General features: G+C 74.1%; 22 protein-coding genes. 15 read left to right on the forward strand and 7 right to left on the reverse strand.

Annotated elements, in window-relative coordinates:
* The first annotated feature begins 126 nt into the window (after positions 1-126).
* From ACFVXH_RS26390 to ACFVXH_RS26425, 8 genes are all read left to right on the forward strand, one after another.
* Positions 127-1,650 (forward strand): FAD-dependent oxidoreductase, encoded by a 1,524-nt coding sequence (locus tag ACFVXH_RS26390; RefSeq protein ID WP_241852904.1) that lies wholly within the window; start codon positions 127-129, stop codon positions 1,648-1,650.
* A gap of 134 nt (positions 1,651-1,784) precedes the next feature.
* A complete protein-coding gene (locus tag ACFVXH_RS26395) occupies positions 1,785-3,143 on the forward strand; it encodes an NDP-hexose 2,3-dehydratase family protein (protein WP_074002960.1) in 1,359 nt (452 codons plus the stop codon).
* A 127-nt stretch (positions 3,144-3,270) separates the two neighbouring features.
* Positions 3,271-4,464: an acyl-CoA dehydrogenase family protein gene (locus ACFVXH_RS26400; RefSeq protein WP_049650264.1), complete on the forward strand. Its 1,194-nt coding sequence runs from the start codon at positions 3,271-3,273 to the stop codon at positions 4,462-4,464.
* A 50-nt stretch (positions 4,465-4,514) separates the two neighbouring features.
* A complete protein-coding gene (locus ACFVXH_RS26405; RefSeq protein WP_074002842.1) occupies positions 4,515-5,771 on the forward strand; it encodes an acyl-CoA dehydrogenase family protein in 1,257 nt (418 codons plus the stop codon).
* A 19-nt stretch (positions 5,772-5,790) separates the two neighbouring features.
* Complete coding sequence (locus ACFVXH_RS26410) at positions 5,791-6,912, forward strand: DegT/DnrJ/EryC1/StrS aminotransferase family protein (protein ID WP_074002843.1); 1,122 nt, start codon at positions 5,791-5,793, stop codon at positions 6,910-6,912.
* A 64-nt stretch (positions 6,913-6,976) separates the two neighbouring features.
* A complete protein-coding gene (locus ACFVXH_RS26415; protein WP_074002844.1) occupies positions 6,977-8,239 on the forward strand; it encodes a class I SAM-dependent methyltransferase in 1,263 nt (420 codons plus the stop codon).
* Positions 8,240-8,299: 60 nt separating this feature from the next.
* Entirely contained in the window at positions 8,300-8,899 is a 600-nt protein-coding gene (locus ACFVXH_RS26420; protein WP_387827702.1) for a dTDP-4-dehydrorhamnose 3,5-epimerase family protein, read from the forward strand.
* A 36-nt stretch (positions 8,900-8,935) separates the two neighbouring features.
* Positions 8,936-10,210, forward strand: a complete 1,275-nt coding sequence (locus ACFVXH_RS26425; RefSeq protein WP_387827705.1) for an RNA polymerase sigma factor — start codon at positions 8,936-8,938, stop codon at positions 10,208-10,210.
* Positions 10,211-10,259: 49 nt separating this feature from the next.
* Here the strand turns inward: ACFVXH_RS26425 and ACFVXH_RS26430 are convergent, their stop codons facing one another.
* Positions 10,260-11,549, reverse strand: a complete 1,290-nt coding sequence (locus ACFVXH_RS26430) for an activator-dependent family glycosyltransferase (protein WP_387827708.1) — start codon at positions 11,547-11,549, stop codon at positions 10,260-10,262.
* 170 nt (positions 11,550-11,719) lie between these two features.
* On the opposite strand from ACFVXH_RS26430, the gene ACFVXH_RS26435 reads away from it, so the two are divergent.
* The 3 genes from ACFVXH_RS26435 to ACFVXH_RS26445 all read left to right on the forward strand — a co-directional run bounded on the left by ACFVXH_RS26435 (position 11,720) and on the right by ACFVXH_RS26445 (position 14,851).
* The gene (locus tag ACFVXH_RS26435; RefSeq protein ID WP_387827711.1) at positions 11,720-12,673 is read left to right on the forward strand and encodes a putative sugar O-methyltransferase; all 954 of its coding nucleotides are present in this window, start codon (positions 11,720-11,722) and stop codon (positions 12,671-12,673) included.
* The gene (locus ACFVXH_RS26440; RefSeq protein ID WP_387827714.1) at positions 12,670-13,680 is read left to right on the forward strand and encodes an NAD-dependent epimerase/dehydratase family protein; all 1,011 of its coding nucleotides are present in this window, start codon (positions 12,670-12,672) and stop codon (positions 13,678-13,680) included. The genes ACFVXH_RS26435 and ACFVXH_RS26440 overlap by 4 nt, the downstream gene beginning before the upstream one ends.
* A gap of 253 nt (positions 13,681-13,933) precedes the next feature.
* Positions 13,934-14,851: a glycoside hydrolase family 19 protein gene (locus ACFVXH_RS26445; protein ID WP_387827717.1), complete on the forward strand. Its 918-nt coding sequence runs from the start codon at positions 13,934-13,936 to the stop codon at positions 14,849-14,851.
* A 92-nt stretch (positions 14,852-14,943) separates the two neighbouring features.
* On the opposite strand, the gene ACFVXH_RS26450 is transcribed toward ACFVXH_RS26445, so the two are convergent.
* Positions 14,944-16,425, reverse strand: coding sequence for an APC family permease (locus ACFVXH_RS26450; RefSeq protein ID WP_387827720.1), 1,482 nt, complete (start codon positions 16,423-16,425; stop codon positions 14,944-14,946).
* 118 nt (positions 16,426-16,543) lie between these two features.
* Here ACFVXH_RS26450 and ACFVXH_RS26455 point away from each other — a divergent pair, with 118 nt between their 5' ends.
* The 3 genes from ACFVXH_RS26455 (at position 16,544) to ACFVXH_RS26465 (ending at position 19,618) form a co-directional block, all read left to right on the forward strand.
* Positions 16,544-17,191 (forward strand): TetR/AcrR family transcriptional regulator, encoded by a 648-nt coding sequence (locus ACFVXH_RS26455; RefSeq protein ID WP_387827723.1) that lies wholly within the window; start codon positions 16,544-16,546, stop codon positions 17,189-17,191.
* A 65-nt stretch (positions 17,192-17,256) separates the two neighbouring features.
* On the forward strand, positions 17,257-18,435 hold the full coding sequence (locus tag ACFVXH_RS26460) for a P1 family peptidase (RefSeq protein ID WP_387827726.1): 1,179 nt from the start codon (positions 17,257-17,259) through the stop codon (positions 18,433-18,435).
* A 193-nt stretch (positions 18,436-18,628) separates the two neighbouring features.
* A complete protein-coding gene (locus tag ACFVXH_RS26465) occupies positions 18,629-19,618 on the forward strand; it encodes an aldo/keto reductase (protein ID WP_387827729.1) in 990 nt (329 codons plus the stop codon).
* A 111-nt stretch (positions 19,619-19,729) separates the two neighbouring features.
* On the opposite strand, the gene cysD is transcribed toward ACFVXH_RS26465, so the two are convergent.
* Both cysD and cysC read right to left on the reverse strand, forming a co-directional pair.
* Complete coding sequence (cysD, locus tag ACFVXH_RS26470) at positions 19,730-20,668, reverse strand: sulfate adenylyltransferase subunit CysD (protein WP_387827732.1); 939 nt, start codon at positions 20,666-20,668, stop codon at positions 19,730-19,732.
* Positions 20,665-21,243, reverse strand: a complete 579-nt coding sequence (gene cysC / locus ACFVXH_RS26475; RefSeq protein WP_049653039.1) for an adenylyl-sulfate kinase — start codon at positions 21,241-21,243, stop codon at positions 20,665-20,667. Before cysC ends, cysD begins: the two co-directional genes overlap by 4 nt.
* An 86-nt stretch (positions 21,244-21,329) precedes the next feature.
* On the opposite strand from cysC, the gene ACFVXH_RS26480 reads away from it, so the two are divergent.
* The gene (locus tag ACFVXH_RS26480) at positions 21,330-21,998 is read left to right on the forward strand and encodes a sulfotransferase family protein (RefSeq protein ID WP_387827735.1); all 669 of its coding nucleotides are present in this window, start codon (positions 21,330-21,332) and stop codon (positions 21,996-21,998) included.
* 48 nt (positions 21,999-22,046) lie between these two features.
* Here ACFVXH_RS26480 and ACFVXH_RS26485 read toward each other — a convergent pair whose 3' ends face one another.
* From ACFVXH_RS26485 to ACFVXH_RS26495, 3 genes are all read right to left on the reverse strand, one after another.
* Entirely contained in the window at positions 22,047-23,252 is a 1,206-nt protein-coding gene (locus ACFVXH_RS26485; RefSeq protein WP_387827737.1) for a cytochrome P450, read from the reverse strand.
* An 82-nt stretch (positions 23,253-23,334) separates the two neighbouring features.
* Positions 23,335-23,553 carry a ferredoxin gene (locus tag ACFVXH_RS26490; protein ID WP_049653036.1) on the reverse strand — a complete coding sequence of 73 codons (219 nt, stop codon included), beginning with the start codon at positions 23,551-23,553 and terminating at the stop codon, positions 23,335-23,337.
* A 217-nt stretch (positions 23,554-23,770) separates the two neighbouring features.
* The gene (locus ACFVXH_RS26495; RefSeq protein ID WP_387827740.1) at positions 23,771-24,004 is read right to left on the reverse strand and encodes a hypothetical protein; all 234 of its coding nucleotides are present in this window, start codon (positions 24,002-24,004) and stop codon (positions 23,771-23,773) included.
* Positions 24,005-24,023: the final 19 nt, after the last annotated feature.

Consider the following 24,023-nt stretch of genomic DNA (forward strand, 5'->3'; position numbering starts at 1 on the left):
ACCCCCGGGCCTCGACGTGCCGCCGCGTGGCCGCCCCGGTCACCGCGCCGGTCCGCGCCCACGTGCGGAGGCTTCGCCGAGAGCCGCCGGGGAGACAACTCCGCCCACTGTTTCCGGAGGTAGTACGTGAGTGATGTGACGGATCCCGGAGGTCTCGCCCCGGCCCGGGCCGACGGGACGGTCGTCCGCCCCGAGGACACCCGGTACAGCAGCCTGACCATCGGCCACAACCAACGGTTCGTCGGCCGCCCCGACTCGGTGCGCGTGGTGCACGGCACCAAGCAGGTCGTCGCCGTCGTCGAGGAGGCGGTGCGGGCCGGGAAGCGGATCGGGGTGCGCAGCGGCGGCCACTGCTTCGAGGGCTTCACCTTCGCTCCGGAGGTCGAGACGCTGATCGACCTGTCGCTGCTGGACGAGGTCCGCCACGACCCGGAGCGCCGGGCCTTCGCGATCGGTCCGGGCGCCACGCTCGGGCACGTCTACCGCACCCTCTTCAAGGAGTGGGGCGTCACCCTGCCGGCCGGGGCCTGTATGGACGTCGCGATCGGCGGGCACCTGACGGGCGGCGGCTACGGCCACCTCTCCCGCCGGGACGGCCTGGTGGCGGACCACCTGTACGCGGTGGAGGTGGTGGTCGTCGACGAGAAGGGCAGGGCCCGCACCGTCGTCGCCACCCGCGAGGAGGGCGACCCGAACCGGGACCTGTGGTGGGCGCACGCCGGCGGCGGGGGCGGCAGCTTCGGCGTCGTCACCCGGTTCTGGCTGCGCAGCCGGGGCGTGCGCTCCGACCGGCCGGCGGACCTGCTGCCGAAGGCCCCCGGCAACGCGCGCCGGCGGACGGTGATGTACTCCTGGGACGGCATGGACGAGGCGTCGTTCGGCACACTGATCCGCAACTACGGCACCTGGTACGAGCGGAACAGCGAGCCCGGCACGCCGGCCTGCGACATCTGGGGGGTCCTCCAGCTCTTCCACCGCTCGGGGGGCATGCTCGGCCTGATCTCCGTCATCGACGACGCGCTCCCGGGCGCGTCGGAGCGACTGAACACCCATGTCGACTTCCTCACCGCCGGGGTCGGCGCCACGCCCGTGATCGACACCGACCAGGTCATCCCCTGGATGTCCCCGCAGAACTGGCCCTACGAGCCGTCCGGGAACTACAAGCACAAGGCCGGGGACCTCCGCAAGGGGTACACGGACGAGCAGATAGCGGTCATCTGGAGGTACCTGAGCAGCACCGACTACCACAACCCGGCCGCGAACCTCGGCCTCTCCGGGTTCGGCGGCCAGGTCAACGCGCTGCCCGCCGACGCCACCGCCACGGCCCAGCGGGACGCGATCGTGAAGGCCGTCTACTCCACCGGGAACTGGGAGGGGGGCTCGGGCGCCGAGCACCTCGACTGGGTCCGCTCCTTCTACCGCGACGTCTACGCCGCCACCGGCGGCGTCCCGCTCCCGGACGAGCGGAACTCCGGGAGCTACATCAACTACCCCGACGTCGACCTGCTGGACCCGAAGCTGAACGACTCCGGGGTCTCCTGGACGACGCTGTACTACCGGGACAACTACGCCCGGCTGCAGGCGGTCAAGAAGCGGTACGACCCCGGGAACGTCTTCCGCCACGCGATGTCGGTGGAACTCCCGTCCTAGCGCGTTCCGGCCGGGCGGTTCGCGCCGCCCGGCCGGGGCCGGCCCCCCGGGGTGACCTCCGCGCCGATTCCCGTGACAGCCGATTCCCCTGAAAGGACGTGGAGTTGAGCACCATCGGTACGGTTCGTGGAGGCATCGGAACCCGGCTTCCGGCCCTCACCCGGCGCCCCGTCGCGGCACCGGGCCGGGACGGTCCGGGCGCCTCGGCCGACGAGATAGCGCACTGGCTGTCCGCCCGGGTGCGGGCCGACCGCTTCCGGGTCGAGCGCATCCCGTTCGACCGGCTCCGCGGGTGGTCCTTCGCCCCGGACACCGGCGACCTGGTGCACGACAGCGGGCGCTTCTTCTCGATCCAGGGCGTCGAGGTGGAGACGGCCGACGGCCCGGTGCCGACCTGGCGCCAGCCCATCATCGACCAGCCCGAGGTCGGCATCCTGGGGATCATCGCCAAGGACTTCGGCGGGGTGCGCCACTACCTGATGCAGGCGAAGATGGAGCCGGGCAACCCCAACATCGTCCAGCTCTCCCCCACCGTGCAGGCGACCCACAGCAACTACACCGGCGTGCACAAGGGCGCGCCGGTCGCCTACCTGGAGTACTTCCTCGATCCGTCCCGGGGGCGTCCCGTCGCGGACGTGCTGCAGTCCGAGCACGGCGACTGGTTCAACCGGAAGTTCAACCGGAACACGATCGTGCTGGTCGACGAGGAGGTGCCGGTCGCCGAGAACTTCCGCTGGCTGACCCTCGACCGGATCGCCGCGCTGCTGCACCGCGACAACCTCGTCAACATGGACGCCCGCACGGTGCTCTCCTGCCTCCCCCTCCCCGCCTCGGGAGCGAGCGGGCTGATCTCCGTGGAGCACATCGAGGGCTGGCTGGCCGCGGAGCGGGCCCGCCGCTCGCTGCGGGTGCGGCGCGTCCCGCTGCGCGACACCGGGGGCTGGGTGCGGACCGCGCACGCGATCCGCCGGGTGCCGGACCGCCACTTCCGCGTGGTCGCGGTGGCCGTCGAGGCGGGCAGCCGCGAGGTGGCCCAGTGGACGCAGCCGCTGGTCGAACCCGTACGGCTGGGGCTGAGCGCCTTCGTGCTGCGGTACTTCTCGGGCGTGCCGCACCTGCTGGCCCGGGCCGGCGTGGAGGTCGGCTTCCAGGAGATCGCGGAACTCGCGCCGACGGTGCAGTGCACCCCGGAGCACCATCGCGGCCGCCCCCGCGGGCCCCGCCACCACTTCCTGGACGTCGTCGAGACCGCCGCGCCCTCCCGCGTCCGCTACTCGGCCCTCCACTCCGAGGAGGGCGGCCGCTTCCTGAACGCGGTGAGCCGCTACGCCATCGTGGAGGCGGACGGAGCGCAGGCGCCGTCCCAACCACCGCCCGGGTACTGCTGGGTGACGCCTGGTCAGCTCTCCGCGCTGGTGACCCGCGGCGGGCGGGTGAACGTCCAGGCCCGCACCCTGCTCTCGGCGCTGACCACGCGCGCCGTCCGACTCTGATCCCACCGGCTCCGATCCCCCCGCGACGCCGTCCACGGGGTGCGGGACCGCCACCGCGCGACCGGCGGACCCGCCCCCGCCATGCCCCGAATTCCGCTGCCCCGTCCTTCACCAGGGAGAGCACGTCATGACGGACACCACCGCAACGACCGCCGTCCCCGACCGCGCCGAGATCCTCCGCCGGGCGCGCGAGGTGGCGCCGGTCCTGAGGAACAACGCGCCCTGGGGCGACGAGAACCGGCGCCTGTCGAAGGAGACCGTCTCGGTCCTGGCGGACGCCGGCCTGCTCCGCACCCGGATCCCCAGGCGCCTCGGCGGTTTCGAGGTCGACATGCGCACCCAGGCCGAGCTCCTGGTGGAGCTGGCCCGCGCCGACGGCGCCGCGTCCTGGACGGCCGGCGTCTGGTCGATCAGCGCCTGGGTCGCCGCTCTCTTCCCGGACGAGGTGCAGGACCGGGTCCTCGCCTCCCCGGACGCCCTGGTCAGCGGCATCATCAGCCCGACGGCCACCGCCGTCCCGGTCGACGGCGGCATCCTCGTCAACGGCTCCTGGAAGTTCAACAGCGGCGTCCAGCACAGCACCTGGGACACCAACGCGGCGGTCCTGCTCACCCCCGACGCGGCCCCCCGGCCCATCATGACGCTGATCCCGGTCTCCGACCTGGAGGTGGTCGACGACTGGCACACCGTGGGGCTGCGCGGCTCCGGCAGCGTCACCACGGTCGCGCGGGACGTCTTCGTCCCCGCGGAGCGCTACATCCCGATGGAGCCGGTCATGATCGGCGGCGGCGGGGCGGGCAGCAACGCCGGCTCGGAGATCTACCGGGCCCCGATCATGCCGACGGCCTGCGCGACGGTGAGCGCGACCGCCCTCGGCCTCGCGATCGCCGCGAAGGACGCCTTCTTCGAGCGCCTCCCCGACCGGCGGATCACCTACACCGACTACACCGACCAGCGCGAGGCGCCGCTGACCCACCTCCAGGTCGCGGAGGCCGCGGTGAAGATCGACGAGGCGGAGTTCCACTGCTACCGCCTCGCGGACCTCGTCGACGCGAAGAACGCCGCCGCCGAGCCCTGGACGCTGGAGGAGCGCGCCCTGGCCCGCCTGGAGACCGGCGCGGTCTGCGCGCGCGTCAAGGAGGCGGTGGACATCCTGGCCACCGCGAGCGGGGCGTCCTCGGTCTACCTGGACGTGCCGATCCAGCGGATCGAGCGGGACGTCCGGACCCTCCACCTGCACGCCGTCATGCACCCGAACACCAACCTGGAACTCTACGGCCGGCTGCTGTGCGGCCAGGCGCCGAACACCCAGTACCTCTGAACCGCCGGTGCGAGCGCGATGACCGGCCGGAACGAAACGGGAGGCGAACTGTGCTGACGGAGGCCGCGAACGAGGCCGCGCGCCCGGACCTGTCCGCGCCGGTCAGCGAGGCGGGCCGCAGGCTGCTCGGCCTCGTCTCCGAGCAGGTGCCGGCGATCCGCGCCGACGCCGACGTACGGGACCGGACCGGCACCTTCCCGGTCGAGGTCTTCGAACGCTTCGCACGCGCCGGCGTGCTCGGCGGCACCGTCCCGGCGGAGCTCGGCGGGCTCGGCGTGGACCGCCTCCACGACGTCGCCCTGGCGCTCCAGGAGGTGGCCCGGGCCGACGCCTCGACGGCGCTCGCCCTGCACGTCCAGTTCAGCCGGGGCCTGACGCTGGCGTACGAGTGGCGCAACGGCAAGCCGGAGGCGGCGGCGCTCGCCGAGCGGGTGCTGCGCGCCATGGCGACCGGCGAGGCGCGGGTGTGCGGCGCCGTCAAGGACCCCCCGGGCACCGTGACGCGGCTGGAGTCGGACGGCTCCGGCGGCTGGCTGCTCTCCGGCCGCAAGACGCTGGTGAGCATGGCCCCGGTGGCCACCCACTTCTTCGCCTACGCCCTGGTCGAGGCGGACGGCCGCACCTGCCTCGCGGCGCCCCTCGTCGCCCTCGGCACCCCCGGCCTGACCGTCCTGGACACCTGGGACGGCCTCGGGATGCGCGCCTCCGGCACCTGGGACATCGCCTTCGACCGGTGCCCCGTACCGGACGCCGACGTGCTGGTGCGGGGCCCGGTCGGGGAACGCGGCGACGCCGCGCTGGCCGGGCAGACCGTCAGCTCGATCACCATGCTCGGCATCTACCTGGGCGTCGCCCGGGCCGCGCGGGACGCCGCCGTGGAGTGGCAGCGGGAGCGCCCCGGCGCGCCCGCCGCCGTCCGCACGCTCGTCGCCGAGGTCGAGGCCCGCCTGTACGCGGCGCGCGCCACCACCGCCGCGGCCCTGGCCGAGGCCGACGCGCTGACCGCCGGCGTGCCCGATCCGGCCGTGCGCGGCCCCCGGATGATGACGGCGTTCCAGTGCGCGAAGCTGACGCTCAACCGGCTCGCGCCCGACATCGTCAACGACTGCCTCACCATCGTCGGCGGCGCCTCGTACGCCGGGAGTTCGAGCCTGGCCCGGCTCTACCGGGACGTCCGGGCCGGGTGGTTCATGCAGCCCTACACCTACCCCGACGCCGTCGACCACCTCAGTGCGCGGGCGCTGCGCATCGACCGGGACGACGACTACATGAGCACCCGCGCCGCCCGCCCCGCCGGGCGGCGCTGACCCACCGAGGAGGGCGCAGATGACAACGCGGGTATGGGACTACCTTCCGGAGTACCGGAACGAACGCGAGGACCTGCTCGACGCCGTCGAGACGGTGTTCGGCTCCGGGCAGCTGGTGCTCGGCGCGAGCGTGCGCGGCTTCGAGGCGGAGTTCGCCGCCTGGCACGGGCTGGACCACTGCGTCGGGGTCGACAACGGCACCAACGCCATCGTCCTCGGGCTCGAAGCGCTCGGCGTCGGGCCGGGCGACGAGGTCGTCACGGTGTCCAACACGGCCGCCCCGACCGTGGTCGCGATCGACGCCGTGGGGGCGGTGCCCGTCTTCGTCGACGTGCGCGAGGACGACTGCCTGATGGACACCGACCTGCTCGAGGCGGCCGTCACCGACCGCACCAGGGCGATCGTCCCCGTCCACCTCTACGGCCAGTGCGTCGACATGGACGCGGTGCTCCGGGTGGCGCGCGAACACGGCCTGGCGGTCCTGGAGGACTGCGCCCAGGCGCACGGGGCACGCCACCGCGGCCGGACGGCCGGCACCATGGGCGACGCCGGCGCCTTCTCGTTCTACCCGACCAAGGTGCTGGGCGCGTACGGCGACGGCGGGGCCGTGGTCACCCGCGACCCGGACACCGACCGCGCGCTGCGGCGGCTGCGCTACTACGGGATGGAGGAGACCTACTACGTCGTCGACACCCCCGGCCACAACAGCCGGCTGGACGAGGTGCAGGCCGAGATCCTCCGGCGCAAACTGACCCGCCTGGACGCGTACATCGAGGGCCGCCGGAGCGTGGCGCGCCGGTACGAGGAGGCGCTCTCCGACCTCGCCGCCCCCGACGGCCTGGTGCTGCCCCGGACCACGCCCGGCAACGAGCACGTCCACTACCTCTACGTGGTGCGCCACCCGCGGCGCGACCTCGTCCTGAAGGAGCTGCTCCGGCACGACATCGCCCTGAACATCAGCTACCCGTGGCCCGTCCACACCATGAAGGGGTTCCGCCACCTCGGCGTGGGCGAGGGCGAGCTGCCCGTGACCGAGCGGCTCGCCGGCGAGATCTTCTCGCTGCCGATGTACCCCTCGCTGCCCCCGGACCTCCAGGACCGGGTGATCGAGGCCCTGCGCGAGGTCCTGGCCGGGCTCTGACCTCCCGCTCCCCCGAGCCCGCAGCCGCAGCCGTGCCGACGACGATGACGATGGAGGCCCGACGATGACCGACCGGATCGACACCGCGCCGCCCGCCCCGCCCACCCCACCGCACCCGTGCCGGATCTGCGGCGCGGCGACCGAGGAGTTCCTCGACCTCGGCCGCCAACCGCTCTCCGACGCCTTCCCGGCGCGGACGCCCGTCGCCGACGAGTTCTTCTACCGGCTCCGGGTCGCCCGCTGCACCGCCTGCACCATGGTGCAGCTGGTCGACGAGGTGCCCAGGGAGCGGATGTTCCACGAGGACTACCCGTACTACTCGTCCGGGTCGGCCGTGATGCGCGAGCACTTCGCCCGCACCGCCGGCGAGTTCCTGGCCTCGGAACTGGCCCGCGACGGCGCCTTCGCCGTCGAGATCGGCTGCAACGACGGGGTGATGCTCCGGACCGTCGGCGAGGCCGGCGTCCGCCACCTCGGCTTCGAACCCTCCCGCAAGGTCGCCGAGGTCGCGCGCGCAGCCGGCGTGCGGGTGCGCGGCGACTTCTTCGAGGAGGCGACCGCCGCCGACGTCCGGCGCGCGGAGGGCCCCGCCGACGTGATCTACGCGGCCAACACCATCTGTCACATCCCCTACCTGGAGTCCGTCTTCCGCGGCGTCGACGCGCTGCTCGCGCCCGACGGCGTCTTCGTCTTCGAGGACCCGTACTTCGGCGACGTCGTCGAGAAGACCTCCTTCGACCAGATCTACGACGAGCACTTCTACCTCTTCACCGCGCGCTCCGTCCACGCGATGGCCGAACGCTTCGGCTTCGAGCTCGTCGACGTCCGCCGACTGCCGGTGCACGGCGGGGAGATCAGGTACACCCTCGCCCGGCCCGGCACCCGGCGCCCCTCGCCGGCCGTGGGCGAGCTGCTCGCCCACGAGGAGGAGCGGCGGCTCGCGGCCCCGGACACCCTGCGCGGCTTCGCCGACGCCGTGGCGGCGGTCCGGGACGACCTGCTCGCGCTGCTCACCCGGCTCCGCGACGAGGGCCGCACCGTGGTGGCCTACGGCGCGACCGCCAAGAGCGCGACGGTCGCCAACTACTGCGGCATCGGCCCCGACCTGGTCTCCTTCGTCTGCGACACCACCCCGGCCAAGCAGGGCCGCCTGACCCCCGGAACGCACATCCCGGTGCGCCCCGCCGAGGCGTTCGCCGACCCGTACCCGGACTGTGCGCTGCTCTTCGCCTGGAACCACGCGGACGAGATCATGGCCAAGGAGACCGCGTTCCGCGAGGCCGGCGGCCGGTGGATCCGCTACGTCCCCGAGGTACGCGTCGACTGACCGCGGCCCACCCGGCCGGGGAACGCCCTTCCCCGGCCGGACCGCGAGGAGAGGAGTGCCATGGACGTACGGGAGTTGGCGGTCGAGGGCGCGCTGGAGTTCACCCCGCGCGTCTTCCCCGACGACCGGGGGGAGTTCCTGTCCGGCTACCAGGAAGCGGACTTCCGCGCGGCCACCGGGAGGACGCTGTTCGCCGTCCGACAGGCCAGCCACAGCCGGTCGCGGAGCGGGGTGCTCCGCGGGGTGCACTACACGGCCACCCCGCCCGGCTGCGAGAAGTACGTGACGTGCCCGCGCGGGCGGGCCCTGGACGTCGTCGTCGACCTGCGGGTCGGGTCCCCGACCTTCGGGCGGTGGGACTCCGTCGAGCTCGGCCCGGACCGGTACCGCGCCGTGTACCTGCCCGTGGGCGTGGGGCACCTGTTCCTCGCGCTGGAGGACGACACCGTCGTGTCCTACCTGCTGTCACGGGAGTACGTCCCGCGCAACGAGCTGGCGCTGTCGCCGTTCGACCCCGCGCTGGCCCTGCCCGTCCCCGAGGCGTCCCGGACGCTCCTCTCGGCGCGCGACCGGGACGCGCCGTCGCTCGCCGAGGCCCGCTCCGCCGGGCTGCTGCCCGACTACCGGGAGTGCCGGCGGGCCGGGTCCGGAGGGCGGTGATCGGCTAGCCTGGACCGCAACGCTGGGGAGGTCCGGGTGGCGGTCGTCGTCGAGGAACTGCTGCGCCGGTCGGCGCCGCGCGCGCTCGGCCTGCTCACCCGCCGCCACCCCACGCAGTTCGACCACTGCGAGGACGCCATGCAGGAGGCGCAGCTCGCCGCGGTCGTGCAGTGGCCGAGGGACGGGGTGCCGGACGACCCGGTCGCCTGGCTCCTCACCGTCGCCACCCGCCGCCTCCAGGACGTGATCCGCAGCGAGAGCGCCCGGCACCGGCGCGAGGCCGTGGTGGTGGCCCGGTCGGCCGCCGGCGAGCCGGCCGTCCCCGCGGCCGACGAGGCCGGCCCGGGCGACACCGACGACACCCTGCGCCTGCTGTTCCTCTGCTGCCACCCCGAGCTCTCGCCGCAGGCCCAGGCCGCGCTGACGCTCCGTGCGGTCGGCGGGCTGACCACCGCGGAGATCGCCCGTGCCTTCCTGGTGCCGGAGGCCACCATGAGCCAGCGGATCCGGCGGGCGAAGCAGCGGGTGAAGGAGGTCGGGGGCGGGTTCCGGATGCCCGTCGGCGAGGAGGGCGCCGCGCGGGTGCAGGTGGTCCTCCAGGTGCTGTACCTGATCTTCAACGAGGGGCACACCGCGTCCAGCGGGTCGAACGTGGTGCGCCCGGACCTGACGGCGTGGGCGCTGCGCCTGGTCCGCGACCTGCACCGCGCCCTGCCGCAGGAGGGCGAGGTGGCGGGGCTGCTCGCGCTGATGCTGCTGACCGAGGCCCGGCGGGACGCCCGCTCCGCACCGGACGGCGCGCTCGTCCCACTCGCCGACCAGGACCGCACCCGGTGGGACCGGGACGCGATCGCGGAGGGGGTCGCCCTGGTGGCCCGGACCCTCGAACGCTTCGGGCCCGGCCCGTACCGGTTGCAGGCCGCGATCGCCGCCCTGCACGCGGAGGCGCCCGGCGTCGCGGAGACGGACTGGCCGCAGATCCTGATGCTGTACCGCATCCTGGAGCGCATCGCGCCGAGCCCGGTGGTCACGCTCAGCCGTTCGGTGGCGACGGCCATGGTCCACGGCCCGCTCGCCGGGCTGGAGGTGCTCGCCGAGGTCGCGGACGACCCCGCGCTGGCGCAGAACCACCGGGTCGACACCGTCCGGGCCCATCTGCTGGAACTCGCGGACCGCCCCGCCGAGGCCGGGGCCGCCTACGAGGCCGCGGCGCGGCGCACCGAGAGCGACCCCGAGCGGCGCTACCTGCTGGCGCAGGCGGAGCGGGTCCGTCAGCCGGGCGGGTCCCGGGGCGGCCCGGCCCGGCGGTGAGCCGGCGGCCCCGGGGCGGGGTGGGTGGCCCGGCGGGCCGGTGCGGGGGTCAGGCCGGGTAGCGGTGCTTGGCGGTGAGCCCCTCCAGGACCGGGACGAGGTCGTGCGGGCTCGGCAGGGCGGCGGACTGCTCGGACACCCGCGCGGCGCCCTCCCGGAAGGCCGGGTCCTCCAGGACCCGCCGCAGCTCGGAGCGGAGCAGCTCGCCGGTCAGCCCGTCGGCGTCGGCGACGTAGCGGCCGGCGCCCTGCTCCTCCAGCCCGGAGGCCATCGCCACCGGCCCCCACCACTTCTCGCTCCAGTACACGTTGGGCACGATCAGCTGCGGGACGGCGTGTTCGACGGCGGCCGCGAAGGCCCCCGCCCCGCCGCTGTGGATGACGGCCGCGCAGGTGGGCAGGAGGTCGTTGAGCGGGACGAAGTCGACCACCCGCACGTTGTCGGGAACGCGGAGCCCCGGCGGGAGTTGACCGGGGGCGAGGGTCGCGACCACCTCGACGTCGAGGTCCGCGATGGCGTCGAAGACCTCGCGCGGCGAGGCGGACACCCCGTGGCCGCGGCCCTCCCGGTGCGCCAGTCCGAGGGTGAAGCAGACCCGCCGCCGCTCAGGGCGCCGGTACACCCAGGACGGCGTGGCGCTCGGGCCGTTGAACGGGACGTGCCGCATCGGGACGTACGGGATCCCGGCCGGGCGCCAGACCCAGGTGGGCATCGGGAAGACCGTCCACTGCCCGAGGACCGCCTCCTCGTCGAACTCCACGCCGAACCGGCCGAACACCGGCTCCAGCCACTCCCGCAGCGGATCGACGCCGTCCCAGTCGGAGCCCTGCGCCCGCCACTGCGCGCGGCAGGCCGTGCGCAGCTGGCCGAGCCCGTCCGCGCCGAACAGCATGCGGGCGTGCGCCGCCCCGACCCGGCGGGCGGCGGGCGCGCCCGAGAAGACGAAAGTGTCGGAGACGACGAGGTCGGGGCGCCACAGCTCGGCGAACGCGACCAGGTCGTCGAAGGACGAGTCGGGGTTGAACAGCGTCCGCCAGCCGGCCGCGTTGGAGGCCAGCTCGGCGGTCGGGTCGCCGAGGGGGTAGTCGCTCTGGTGCGACTTCCGGCCCCCGGCCGGCGCCGCCGGGGCGCGCTCCGGCTCCGACCGCGCCATCAGGTCCCCGAGGTCGACCTCCTCGCCGATCGGCACGGGCGTGAGCCCGGTGCGGACGACGTCCTCGGTCAGGCGGGGCGAGCAGGCGACCCGGACCTCATGGCCGGCCGTGCGCAGCGCCCAGGCGAGCGGCGTCTGCACGTAGAGGTGCGAGCGGAACGGTGCGGTGACGAACAGTACGCGCAACGGGCCCTCCGAGCTCGGACGAATCCCGGTGATTCTGGCACCGCGGCGGACGGCCGCACTTCTCGCGGAGTGCTGTGTTCGGGGCGGCGGGGGCCGCGGGCGGCCGGGCCGGCCGGGAACAGCACGATCGAGGAAGCCCCCGTCGGCCGGGCCTCCTAGCATCGGCAGCCATGGATGACAGGTACGCCCCCAGCGCACTGTGGGAATACAACAACTCCGTCAAGGTGACCGAGCAGGGCGTGGCCGAGCTCGGATCCTTCAAGTCCGAGCCGGTGAACTTCAAGCTCGCCCTCTGGGATCCGCAGGTCAACGGCGTCCGCTACCTCAAGGCGCTCATCTTCGAACTCGCCACGCGGCTCACGCCGGAGAACCGGTCCCGCCTGCGCCGGATCCGCGGCCGCGAACTCGGCTCGCCCATCACCGTGACCCACGACGGCGACCGGGTCTGCATGGACTACCTGCTCGCCGTCCACGAACTGGACTTCATCTCCCGCCACCTCCCGCTGGACGGCGCCCGCGTCCTGGAGATCGGCGCCGGCTACGGCCGGACCTGCCACGCGATCTTCGCCAACCACCGCGTCGAGGAGTACTGCATCGTCGACCTGGCCCGCGTGCTCTCGCTGTCGCGGGCGTACCTCGGCAGGGTGCTCGCCCCCGAGGACTTCGCGCGCGTCAGGTTCGTCCCGGTCGACGACACGGACGACCTGGACCGGGCCCTCGGCGGGAGCCGCTTCGAACTCTGCCTCAACATCGACTCGTTCGCGGAGATGCCGCCCGGGACGGTGCTCAACTACCTCGACCTGGTCGACCGCCGGTGCGCGGCGCTCTACGTGAACAACCCGGTCGGCAAGTACCTGGAGAAGGAGCTGGACAACCACGCCCAGGGCGAGGAGGTCGTCCGGATGGCCCTGGCGACCGGGCTGCTGCGGGACGTCCTCGACATCCACGACAGCCGCGCCGTCGAGGCGCTGGCGCCGAAGTTCCTCTCGTCCTACCGCCCCGGGCCGCGCTGGGAGACCGTCGCCGACGGCGGGGCCGTCCCGTGGAGCTACTACTGGCAGGCGCTGTACCGGCGGTCCACGGCGCCCGGCGCGGGCCCCGACGCGGGCGCCGGCGCGGCGTGAGCGGCCCCGCCGCGGCGGCGCGCCGCCCCCGCGTCACCGTGCTGGGCGCCTCGGGCTTCGTCGGCTCCGTCGTCCTCGGGGCGCTCGCCCAACGCCCGCTCCGGCTGCGCGCGGTGGCCCGGGGGGCGGTCGCCGTGCCGCCCGCCGGGCGGGCCGAGGTCGAGGTGGTCGCCGCCGACGTGACGGACCCCGAGGCCCTCCGGGCCGCCGTCGCCGGATCCGACGCGGTCGTCCACCTGGTCTCGCACCGCGCGGGGTGGCGCGGCGCCGGCCAGCCCGAGGAGGCCCTGGGGCGGACCAACGCCGGCGTGATGAGCTCGCTCCTGCCGGCCCTCCGGCAGGAGCGCGCACGGCGCGGCGGCGCCCCCGTGGTCGTCCTGTTCGCCGGTTCGACCTCGCAGGCCGGGCCGGACGCGCCGATCCCGGTCGACGAGTCCGCGCCGGACGCCCCGGCCAGCCCGTACGACCGCCAGAAGACGGCGGCGGAAGGGGAGTTGCTGGCCGCCACGGCCGAGGGCGCGGTGCGCGGCGCCTGTCTGCGGCTGCCGACGGTCTACGGCCGCGGCGCACCGGCGGGGCGGGGCGACCGGGGGGTGCTGGCGACGATGGTGCGCCGCGCCCTGGCCGGGGAGCCGCTGACGATGTGGCACGACGGCTCCGTGCGGCGCGACCTGCTCCACGTCGACGACACCGGGCGGGCCTTCCTGGCCGCCCTGGACCGGCCCGACGCGGTCGCCGGCCGGCACTGGGTGCTCGGCACCGGGCACGGGGAGCCGCTCGGGCGGGTCTTCCGGGCGATCGCCGACGGCGTCGCGGTGCGGACCGGCCGTCCCGCCGTGCCGGTGGTCTCCGTCCCCCCGCCGGAGCACGCGCTGCCGACCGACCTGCGGAGCACCGTCGCGGACTCCTCGCGGTTCCGCGCCGCGACCGGATGGCGCCCGCTGATCCCGCTGGACGCCGGACTCGCCGACCTGATCGCCAACCTCGCGGACCTCGCGGACCTGTGACCACCCGGGCCGGCGTCCGCACGCCCCACCGCCCCGGCGCCGCCCACCGCGCCGCTCGCGGGGGCGTCTTTTGCCCGGAACCCCTTGACAGGTATAGACCACTCCGCTTGAGTCTGGGGCAGCCCCGCACCGGCCCGCACCCCGGTCGGCCCGTCCCCCACGACGTGCCCCCACCCCGCGGGGCCCGGCTCCCCTGCCCCGACGTCCCTACCTCCACGACCGTGCGGCCCCACACCGCACAAGGGGTGATCAAGTGTCCACGAAACGCCTGCTCGCACTGCTCTCCGCCGTCGCCACGGCGCTGACGGCGCTCCTGCTGCTGCCCGCGACCAACGCCAGCGCCGCCGTCTGCGCCACGCCCTGGAGCTCCTCGGCCGTCTACACCGGCGGCGCCGCCGTCTCCTACAACGGCCACAACTGGCTCGCCAAGTGGTGGACCCAGAACGAGCCGCCCAGCACCGGCGGCTCCGGCGTCTGGTCCGACCAGGGCGGCTGCGGCACCGGCCCGAGCCCGACCGCCACGCCGACGTCCACCGGCACCCCGAACCCGGGCGGATTCCCGGTCAGCCAGGCCCAGTTCAACCAGATGTTCCCGAACCGGAACGCCTTCTACACCTACCAGGGCCTGATCGACGCCCTCTCCGCCTACCCCGCCTTCGCGGCCACCGGCAGCGACACCGTCCGCCGGCAGGAGGCCGCGGCCTTCCTGGCCAATGTCAACCACGAGACCGGCGCCCTGGTCTACGTGGTCGAGCAGAACACCGCCAACTACCCCCACTACTGCGACACTTCGCAGCCGTACGGCTGCCCGGCCGGGCAGGCCGCGTACTACGGGCGCGGCCCGATCCAGCTGAGCTGGAACTTCAACTACAAGGCGGCCGGCGACGCCCTCGGCATCGACCTGCTGCGCAACCCCAACCTGGTGCAGACCGACCCGGCCGTCGCCTGGAAGACCGCGCTCTGGTACTGGAACACCCAGAACGGGCCGGGCACCATGACCCCGCACAACGCGATCGTCAACGGCTACGGCTTCGGCGAGACGATCCGCAGCATCAACGGCTCGCTGGAGTGCAACGGCGGCAACCCCGCGCAGGTGCAGAGCCGGATCGACGCCTACCAGCGCTTCACCCAGCTGCTCGGCACCGTGCCGGGCGACCACCTGGGCTGCTGAACCCGCACGGGCCCTCCGCGGTACGTCACCGCGGAGGGCCTCGGCGCCGCTGCCGTCGCGTGCCCCGGTCCCGGTGGAACCCGCCCGGGGCCTCAGCCGGTGGCGCCCCCGTCCTCCTCCCGGACCGGGTCGGGCATGGTCCAGCGGTCGGCGCGGCGGGGGTGGAGGTAGGCGTAGTAGTAGGCGTAGCCGACGGCCGTCATCCCGACCGCGATGGCGATCGGGCGCCAGTCGGCCCGTACCGACTCGTAGCCGACGTAGAGCATGATCGCGACGACGCCCAGCGGGACGTACGGCCAGCCGCGCATCCGGTAGGGGGCCGTGGCGGTGGTCCCCCTGATCCGGCCGGACAGCGCCGACAGCGCGACCAGGACATAGACCACGACCAGGGTCGAGCCGGTGGCCAGGATCAGCGTGTCGAGCGAGACGAGCCAGCCGACCAGCAGCGTGGCCACGCCCATGGTCAGGGTCGCCGCGAGGGGCGTGCGCAGCCGGGGGTGGACGGAGGCGAGCGGGGCGCCGACCCGGTCCGGCCAGGCCCGGTCGCGGGCCGAGGAGAAGAGCAGCCGTCCGCTCTGCAGCATGATCGCGATGACCGCGTTGACGACGGCGACGGCGATGCCCAGGCTGACCACCGTGTTGACGGTGGAACCGGCCCGCTCCAGCAGGAAGTAGCTCATCGGTGAGGCCGCCGACATCAGTCCGCTCATGCTCGGCGTGCCCAGCAGCACCCCGACCAGCGGCAGGCACTCGGCGGCGACGGTGATCCCCAGCGACCAGAGCACCACCCGGCCGATCGAGGACGCCCGCCTGGTCTCCTCCGCGAAGTACACGGCGGTGCCGTAGCCGTTGTAGGCGAAGATCGCGGTGGTCGTGAACGAGGCGACCAGCCCCCAGGACGCCCCGACCAGCACGTCGCCGCCGGCGCCGCCGAGCGCCTGCGGGGTCCACAGCACCGAGACCGGCTGGTCGACGTGGACGAAGCCGAGCACGGCCAGCACCGCGACCGCCGCCAGCTCCAGGAGCAGGAAGACCCCGGTGACCCAGGCGTTGGTGCGGATGTCGAGCACCGCGACCAGCGAGGCCAGCGCGATCACCGCCAGCCCGGTCCCCTTCCCGTCCAGGGCGCTCCAGAGCACGCCCAGGTAGCTGCCGGTGCCGAGGGCGATGACGGCGGTGACCAGCACCCCGCCGAGCAGGCTGAGCGCGAACAGCGCGAACCCGGTGGACCGGCCGAGGGTGCGCGCCGCGAAGGCGTACTCGCCCCCGGTGACCGGGAAGGCGCTGGACAGCTCCGCGTAGCAGAGCGCCATCAGCACGCCGACCGCCGCCGCGAGGGCGAAGGCCACGGCCGCCGCGCCGCCGAGGCCCCGGATCACCGCCGGCATCACGATGAACACGCTGGAGGCCGGGGTCACCGAGGAGAGGGTGATCAGCATGTTCTCGCGCAGGCTGAGCGCGCGGGAGAGGTCCTGGGCGTAGCCGGCCGACGGCGCGGAGCCCGGGGCGGTGGGGCCGGTGGCGGCAGTGGCGGGGTCGGTGGCGGCGGGGTCCGTGGCGCGGGGATCGGCCATCGTGCTCCTTCCGAGTCCATGAAACTTCGTCGGAGTTCTTTGGCATAGAAGTCAAAGTTCTGCGATAGTTCCACGTCAAGAGGTACGACGTGATCCGACATCAGTGACAAGGAATGCGATGGCCCGAGCAAAGAACCAGGCCGCCCGCCGCGAACAGCTGGTCCTCGCGGCCACCGAGGCCGTCGGACGGCACGGCCTGGCGCAGCTGCGCGTCGCCGACATCGCGGACGCCGCCGGCGTCGCCCGGGGCTCGGTCAGCTACTACTTCAGCGACATCGGCGAGCTGCTCCAGCAGGTCTACCAGCGCGCCGCCGACCGCTTCTTCACCAGCCGCAGCGCCGTCGCGGCCGCGCTGCCGGACGCCCGCGACAAGCTCGTGGCCTGCGCCCGGCTCGGCCTCCCGGACGGCCCGGACGACGAACTCGCCCTGGTGCTGTACGAGTTCAGCTCGGCCACGCACGACAACCCGGTCTACTCCGCACTCGCGCAGAGCCTGTTCGACCGTCAGGTCGCCCTCTACGCGAGCATCCTGGAGATCGGCCGGGCCCAGGGCCACTTCGAGCCCACCGCGCCGGCCCTCGACCTCGCCGCCAACCTGGTCGTCCTGGAGGACGGCTACGGCCTGCACATCGTCTCCCGCAACGCCTCGCTCACCCCCGAGCGCTCGCTGGAGCTGCTGCTCGGCTACGCCCGGACGGCGACCGGCTGCCCGGACCTGCGCCCCGACCGGGCGGTGGACGGCCCGGCCGCGCGCCCCCGCGATTGACCTCCCGCGCCCCAGCCCCTGCCCCTGCCCCTGCCCCTGCCCCTGCCCCGCGAGGAAGGATCCACATGACCACGCTCTCCACCCCGTCCGGACGCCCCCGGGCCCGCGCCCTCGGCCTGCTCCTGGACGGCACCCCCGGCCCCGCCAACGCCCTGACCGACGTCCCCGGCGTGCGGATCGGCTACACCACGCTCGTCGAGGGCGAGCACGTCCGCACCGGCGTCACCGCGGTGCTCCCGCGCGGACGCGAGGGCGTGGGCACGCCGTGCGCGGCCGGCTGGTACGCGCTGAACGGCAACGGCGAGATGACCGGGACGACCTGGATCGAGGAGACCGGCGCGCTCAACGGCCCGGTCATGGTGACCAACACCCACGCCGTCGGCACCGTGCACCGGGGCGTCGTCGACTGGACCGCCGCCCACCGGCCCGACCTGGCCCGGCAGTGGCTGCTGCCGGTGGTCGCCGAGACCTGGGACGGCTACCTCAACGACATCAACGGACCGCACGTCCGCGCCGAGCACGCGATCGCCGCGATCGAGTCGGCGGCGGCCGGGCCGGTCGAGGAGGGCTGCGTCGGCGGCGGCACCGGGATGAACTGCTACGGCTTCAAGGGCGGTTCCGGCACCGCCAGCCGGGTCGTCCGCTACGGCTCCGCCGACTACACCGTGGGCGCCTTCGTCCAGGCCAACTTCGGCGACCGGCGCGAACTCGTGGTCTGCGGCGTCCCGGTCGGGCGGGCGCTGTCGGCGGACAACCCGATGGAGGACGACGACTGGTTCGCCCCCGGCGGGGCCGGCTCGGTGATCGTCGTGATCGGCACGGACGCGCCGCTGCTGCCCGGCCAGTGCAAGGCACTGGCCCGCCGGGTGCCGCTGGGCCTGGCCCGGACCGGCACCAGCGGGGGCCACTTCTCCGGCGACGTCTTCCTCGCCTTCTCCACCGCCAACCCCGGCGCGCTGGGCAGCTCCTTCCCCCAGGGTGAGCCCGACGACACCGACTACGACACCCTGCGGTTCATCCCCTGGGGCCGGATCGACCCGTTCTACGAGGCCGTCGTCCAGGCCGTGGAGGAGGCGGTGCTGAACGCCCTGGTCACCGCCGAGGAGACGACCGGCCGCGACGGCCACCGCTCCCCCGCACTCCCCCACCAGCGGCTCCGCGAACTCCTCGCGGCGCGCGGCGCGTTGGCGGCGGCCGAGGACGGGACTCCGCCCGTCCCGGGCGCGGGGCCGCTGTCCGCGTAGCCGTGGCCGTGATCGCGGAAGTCGTCGCGGCGGCCCCGCACCGGCCTCCCGCACCCGGCCGTGCCGGTCCGCCGCCGGAAGGCCCCGGCACCGTAAGGTCCTCTCCGGAAGACGAGGCCGACCGGTCACCCGGACCGGGGCGTCGGAAGGCGTCGGGCCGCGGGAAGATCGGGACGAAGGGCTGGCACGTCACATGCAACAGCGCAGTCTGCGGGACCTCCAGGTGTCGGCCATCGGCCTCGGCTGCATGGGGATGTCCGCCTTCTACGGCACCGCCGACCAGGACGAGGCCGTCGCGACCATCCGGCACGCCCTGGACCTCGGCATCACCTTCCTCGACACGGCGCAGGTCTACGGGCCGCTCACCAACGAGTCCCTGGTCGGCGAGGCCGTCCGGGGACACCGTGACGAGTACGTGATCGCCACGAAGTTCAACTACCGCATGGACGGCGCCGTTCCGGGCGACATGTCGACCGTGGGCCGCCAGGACGGCTCGGCCGAGCACGTCCGCGGTTCCGTCCACGGTTCGCTCGCGCGGCTCGGCACCGACCGCATCGACCTGTACTACCAGCACCGGGTCGACCCGAGCGTGCCCATCGAGGAGACCGTCGGCGCGCTCGGCGAACTGGTCGCCGAGGGAAAGGTGCGGTACATCGGACTGAGCGAGGCGAGCGCCGAGACCATCCGCCGCGCCGACGCCGTCCACCCGGTCACCGCCGTCCAGAGCGAGTACTCGCTCTGGAGCCGGGACGTGGAGGCCGAGGTCCTCCCCACCTGCCGGGAGCTCGGGATCGGTTTCGTGCCGTACTCCCCGCTCGGCCGCGGCTTCCTGGCGGGCCGCTTCAGCTCCCCGGACGAGCTCGACAAGGACGACTTCCGCCGCACCAACCCGCGCTTCACCGAGGCCAACCTGGCGGCCAACCTCCGGCTCGCCGGGAAGGTGAAGGAGATCGCCGCGGAGAAGCAGGTCACCCCGGCCCAGCTGGCGATCGCCTGGGTCCTGGCCCGCGGCGAGCACCTGGTGCCGATCCCGGGCACCAAGCGCCGCAGCTACCTGGAGCAGAACGCGGGCGCGGTCGACGTCGAGCTGACCGCCGAGGACCTGGCCCGCATCGAGGCCGAGCTGCCCGAGGTCGCGGGCGAGCGCTACGACGAGGACGGGATGCGGGCGGTCAACCGCTGAACGACCGCCGCTCCCGTCGCCGGACCCGGAGCCCGGCGACGACCAGGGGCGCGCCCGCCGCTGCCCCCGGGCCCGGAGGCCCGGGGGCCCGGGGGCAGCGGCGGGCGTTCGTCAGAAGTACCCCTCCCGCTTGCGGTCCTCCATCGCCGCCTCGGAGAGCCGGTCGTCCGCACGGGTGGCGCCGCGCTCCGTCGAGCGGCAGGCCGCGAGTTCCGCGATGACCTGGGCCGGGGTCGTCGCGTCCGATTCGACGGCTCCGGTGCAGGACATGTCGCCGACCGTGCGGTAGCGGACCAGCCGGTTCTCCAGCCGCTCGCCCTCCCCCGGGCCGCCCCAGGCACCGGGGGTGAGCCACATGCCCGCGCGGGCGAACACCCTCCGCCGGTGGGCGTAGTAGAGCGCGGGGAGGCCGATGTCCTCGCGCTCGATGTACTGCCAGACGTCGAGCTCGGTCCAGTCGGACAGCGGGAAGACCCGGAGGTGTTCGCCGGGGCCGCACCGGGCGTTGTAGAGCCGCCAGAGCTCGGGGCGCTGGCGCCCCGGGTCCCAGCCGCCGGACCCGTCGCGGATCGAGAACACCCGCTCCTTGGCCCGGGCCCGGTCCTCGTCCCGGCGGGCCCCGCCGAACACCGCGTCGAACCCGTGCCGTTCGATCGCGGCCGTCAGCGGGACGCTCTGCAGCACGTTGCGGCTGCCGTCGGGCCGCTCCCGCAGCCGCCCGTCGTCGATGAACTCCTGGACGGAGACGACGTGCAGGCGCAGCCCGTGGGCGGCGACCACGCTGTCCCGGTGGGCGAGGACCTCCGGGAAGTTGTGCCCGGTGTCGACGTGGAGCAGCGGGAAGGGCAGCGGCGCGGGGCCGAACGCCTTGCGCGCCAGGTGCAGCAGGACGATGGAGTCCTTGCCGCCGGAGAAGAGCAGCACGGGCCGCCCGCACTCGCCCACCGCCTCCCGGATGATCTGCACGGCGTCCGACTCCAGCAGGTCGAGCTGGGAGAGGCCGGGCGGGCCCGTGCCCGGTCCGTCGGGCGGAGCGCCGCCGGCCGTCACGGCGCGCACAGTCCCCGGTCGGTCAGGAGCGCGCGCAGCGCCCTGACCGACTCGGCCTCGCTCTGCCGGTCCGTGTCCAGCCTCAGGTCCGGCCGCTCCGGTTCCTCGTACGGGTCGTCCACCCCGGTCAGGCCGGTGAGCAGCCCCTCGCGCTGCCGCGCGTAGAGGCCCTTGACGTCGCGCCGGGCGCAGACCTCGACCGGCGCCGCGACATGGACCTCCAGGTACGCCGTCCCCGACTTCTCGTGCCGCCTGCGCACCGCCTCGCGGGCCTGCTCGTACGGGGCGATGACCGGCACCAGCGTGAGGACGCCGTTGCGGGCGAGCAACTCGGCCACCAGGCCCACCCGTTGGACGTTGGTGTCCCGGTCGGCGCGGGAGAAGCCGAGGCCGGCCGAGAGCAGTCCGCGCATCTCGTCCCCGTCCAGCACCTCGATCCGGCGGGCCTCGGCCCGCAGTTGCGCGGCGAGGGCCCACGCGATCGTCGACTTGCCGGCGCTGGGCAGGCCGGTCAGCCAGACCGTGGCCCCGGGGAGGCCCTCGCGGGAGGCGACGGGGCGGGACGGATCGTTCACACCCGCTAGAACGAGGCCGGCACCGTGACGACACGATGCCGGGCGGCTCCGTACCCCCGCCGGGCTCCGCGTCGTTGGGTTCCCATGTGAGCGCATCCTCCTTCCAGCCGGTCCCCTCCGAGCGCTTCCAGCCTGTCCCCTCCGAGCGCTTCCAGCCGGTCCCGTCCGAGCGCGGCGGCGGCCTCCCGCGCCCGCCGAAGGTCTTCGGCCTCGGTCTGACGCGCACGGGCACGCGCTCCCTGACCGCGGCCCTGGGCGTCCTGGGGTTCGACGTCGTCCACTACCCGGTCGACGGGGCCACCTACCGGACGCTGCTGGCCGGCAGCGCGCGGTTCCCGCTGCTCGAATCGCACGACGGCCTCACCGACATCACCGTCGTGCCGTACTACCAGGACCTCGACCTCGCCTGGCCGGGCAGCAGGTTCGTGCTGACCGTCCGCGAGGAGGAGAGCTGGCTGCGGTCCTGCCGGACGCACTGGGAACGACCGCTGCCGGACCGGGGCGACGGCCGGGACGTCCGTCTCGAAGGCGACCTCCAGCGCTTCCTGCGGGCCGCGGTGTACGGCTGCCACGCGTTCCACGCGGAGCGGTTCCGCGGGGTGTACCGGCGGCATGTCGCCGAGGTGGCCCGGTACTTCGCGGACCGGGCCGACGACCTGCTCGTCCTCGACGTCGTCGGGGGCGAGGGGTACGAACGGCTCGCCCCCTTCCTCGGCGTGCCGGTCCCGGACGAGCCGTTTCCCCACCTCAACTAGCCAGGGATCCGGCCGGTACTCCGGTGAGAGTTCTCCCTCGGGCCCCGCTCACCAGGTCACGGGCAGTGACCGCATCCCGTAGATGAACGACTCGGTACGGAACTCGCGCTCGCCGGCCGGCCGCAGCCCCGGCAGCCGGCGGAACAGCGTCTCCAGGGCGATCTGGAGTTCGGCGCGGGCCAGCGGCTGGCCCAGGCACTGGTGCACGCCGAAGCCGAACGCCAGGTGCCGCCGGGCGTCCCGGTACACGTCCAGCTCGTCCGTCGCCCGGTGGCCGGCGCCGCCGAACGCCGCCTCGTCCCGGTTGGCGGTGGAGAGCATCGCCATCACGCCCTCCCCGGCCCGGACGGTGACGCCGCCCAGCTCCACGTCCTCCAGCGCCACCCGGGGCAGGCCGGTGTGCACGATGGTCAGCAGCCGCAACAGCTCCTCCACCGCGCCCGGCAGGGTGGCCGGGTCGGCCAGGCCGGGGATCTGCTCGGGGTGCTCCAGCAGCAGCGCGGTCGACAGCGCGATCATGTTCGCGGTCGTCTCGTGCCCGGCGACCAGCAGCAGCACGCCCATGGCGGCCACGTCGACCGGGGTCAGGTCGTCCCGCGCCGCGAGTCGGCTGAGGACGTCGTCCTCCGGCTGTGCGCGCTTGCGGGCCGTCAGGTCGCGCAGGTAGTCATGGACCTCCTCCTGGGCCTCCCGGAGCTGCTCCACGGTGCTCTCCCGGTTGAGCATCGTGCGGCTCAGGCGCTGGAAGCGGTCGTGGTCCTCGTACGGCACGCCGAGCAGCAGGCAGATCACCAGCGAGGGCACCGGCAGCGCGAAGTCGGTGACCAGGTCGGCCGTGGTCCGGCCCTCGGTCATCCGGTCCAGTGCCCCGTCCACGATCCGCTGGATCTCCGGGCGCAGCGTCTCCACCCGCTTGACCAGGAACTCCCCGGTGAGCATGCGGCGCTGGCGGGCGTGCTCGGGGTCGTCGAGCCGCAGGAAGTCCGGATTGTCGGTGATCAGCTCGCGAGCGCCGGCGATCAGCAGCGGGAAGGTCGGGTGGCGTATGTCGGCACTGAACCGGCGGTCGGACAGCACGGTGCGGACCTCGGCGATGCCGGTGACCAGCCAGCAGAGGTCGCCGTCGGGCAGCACGGCCCTGGTCACCGGCCCGGTGGCGGCGGCCTCGGGGTACGCGGGCGGCGGGCCGAACGGGCAGCCGCCGGAGTGCCGGGCCGGCAGTGGGAGGGCGGGGGTGGTGGGTGCGGTGGTCACGGCGGGGGTCTCCTCACGTCGCGGGTGTTCTCGTGGGGTTCGGGGCCCGGGAAGGTTCCCGGCGGCCTGCGGCGGGGGTCCGTCAGGCCCCGGTCCGCGCGGGCTCGTCCCCGGTGACGGTGATCGCCCGGCCCGGGCAGAGCTCGGAGGCGAGTCTGACGTCGTCGAACTGCTCGGGCAGCAGGACGGTCTGACGGAGCCTCACAAGACTGTCCCGTTCGTCCTGGTCGAAGACCGCGGGGGCGTTCGTCACGCACATGCCGGAGCTGCAGCAACGGTCCCGGTCGACGCTCACCTGCATGTCGGGCACCTTTCGCCAGGGCGGCGCCGGCTGCCCGGCGGCCGCCTCTCGTTGTCACGGTCAAACTAGCCGTCGCCGGTCCGCTTACGGACGGGTACGGTGGCCGGACCGAGAACGGCTGAATCGGCCCCTGTGCGTGAACCCCCGTGGCCGCACAATGCGTTCAACCCGTGGTACTTCATCGGAAGAGTCGGCGGACCCGGCCGCGCGGACGGCCTCACAAGCCTTCGGCGGTGGCCAACTCCCGCACGGAGGCCACCGTATAGGCCTCGGCAGCGCTCCTGTCCGTCCGGTAGCGCACCGCCCGGGCGAACCGCCGGGCCGGCCCGGCGGGGTGGCGGGGGCCGCGCCGGAGGCCGTCGAAGGCGACCTCGACGACCGGTTCCGGCCGGACCGGCACCACCCGGGCGTCCCGCCCCGCCATGGACAGGATCCGGGTTCCGCGTCTCATGCCCGGCCTCGGCACGGTC

It is taken from the genome of Kitasatospora sp. NPDC058184 (genome assembly GCF_042883725.1).
Classification (GTDB): domain Bacteria; phylum Actinomycetota; class Actinomycetes; order Streptomycetales; family Streptomycetaceae; genus Kitasatospora.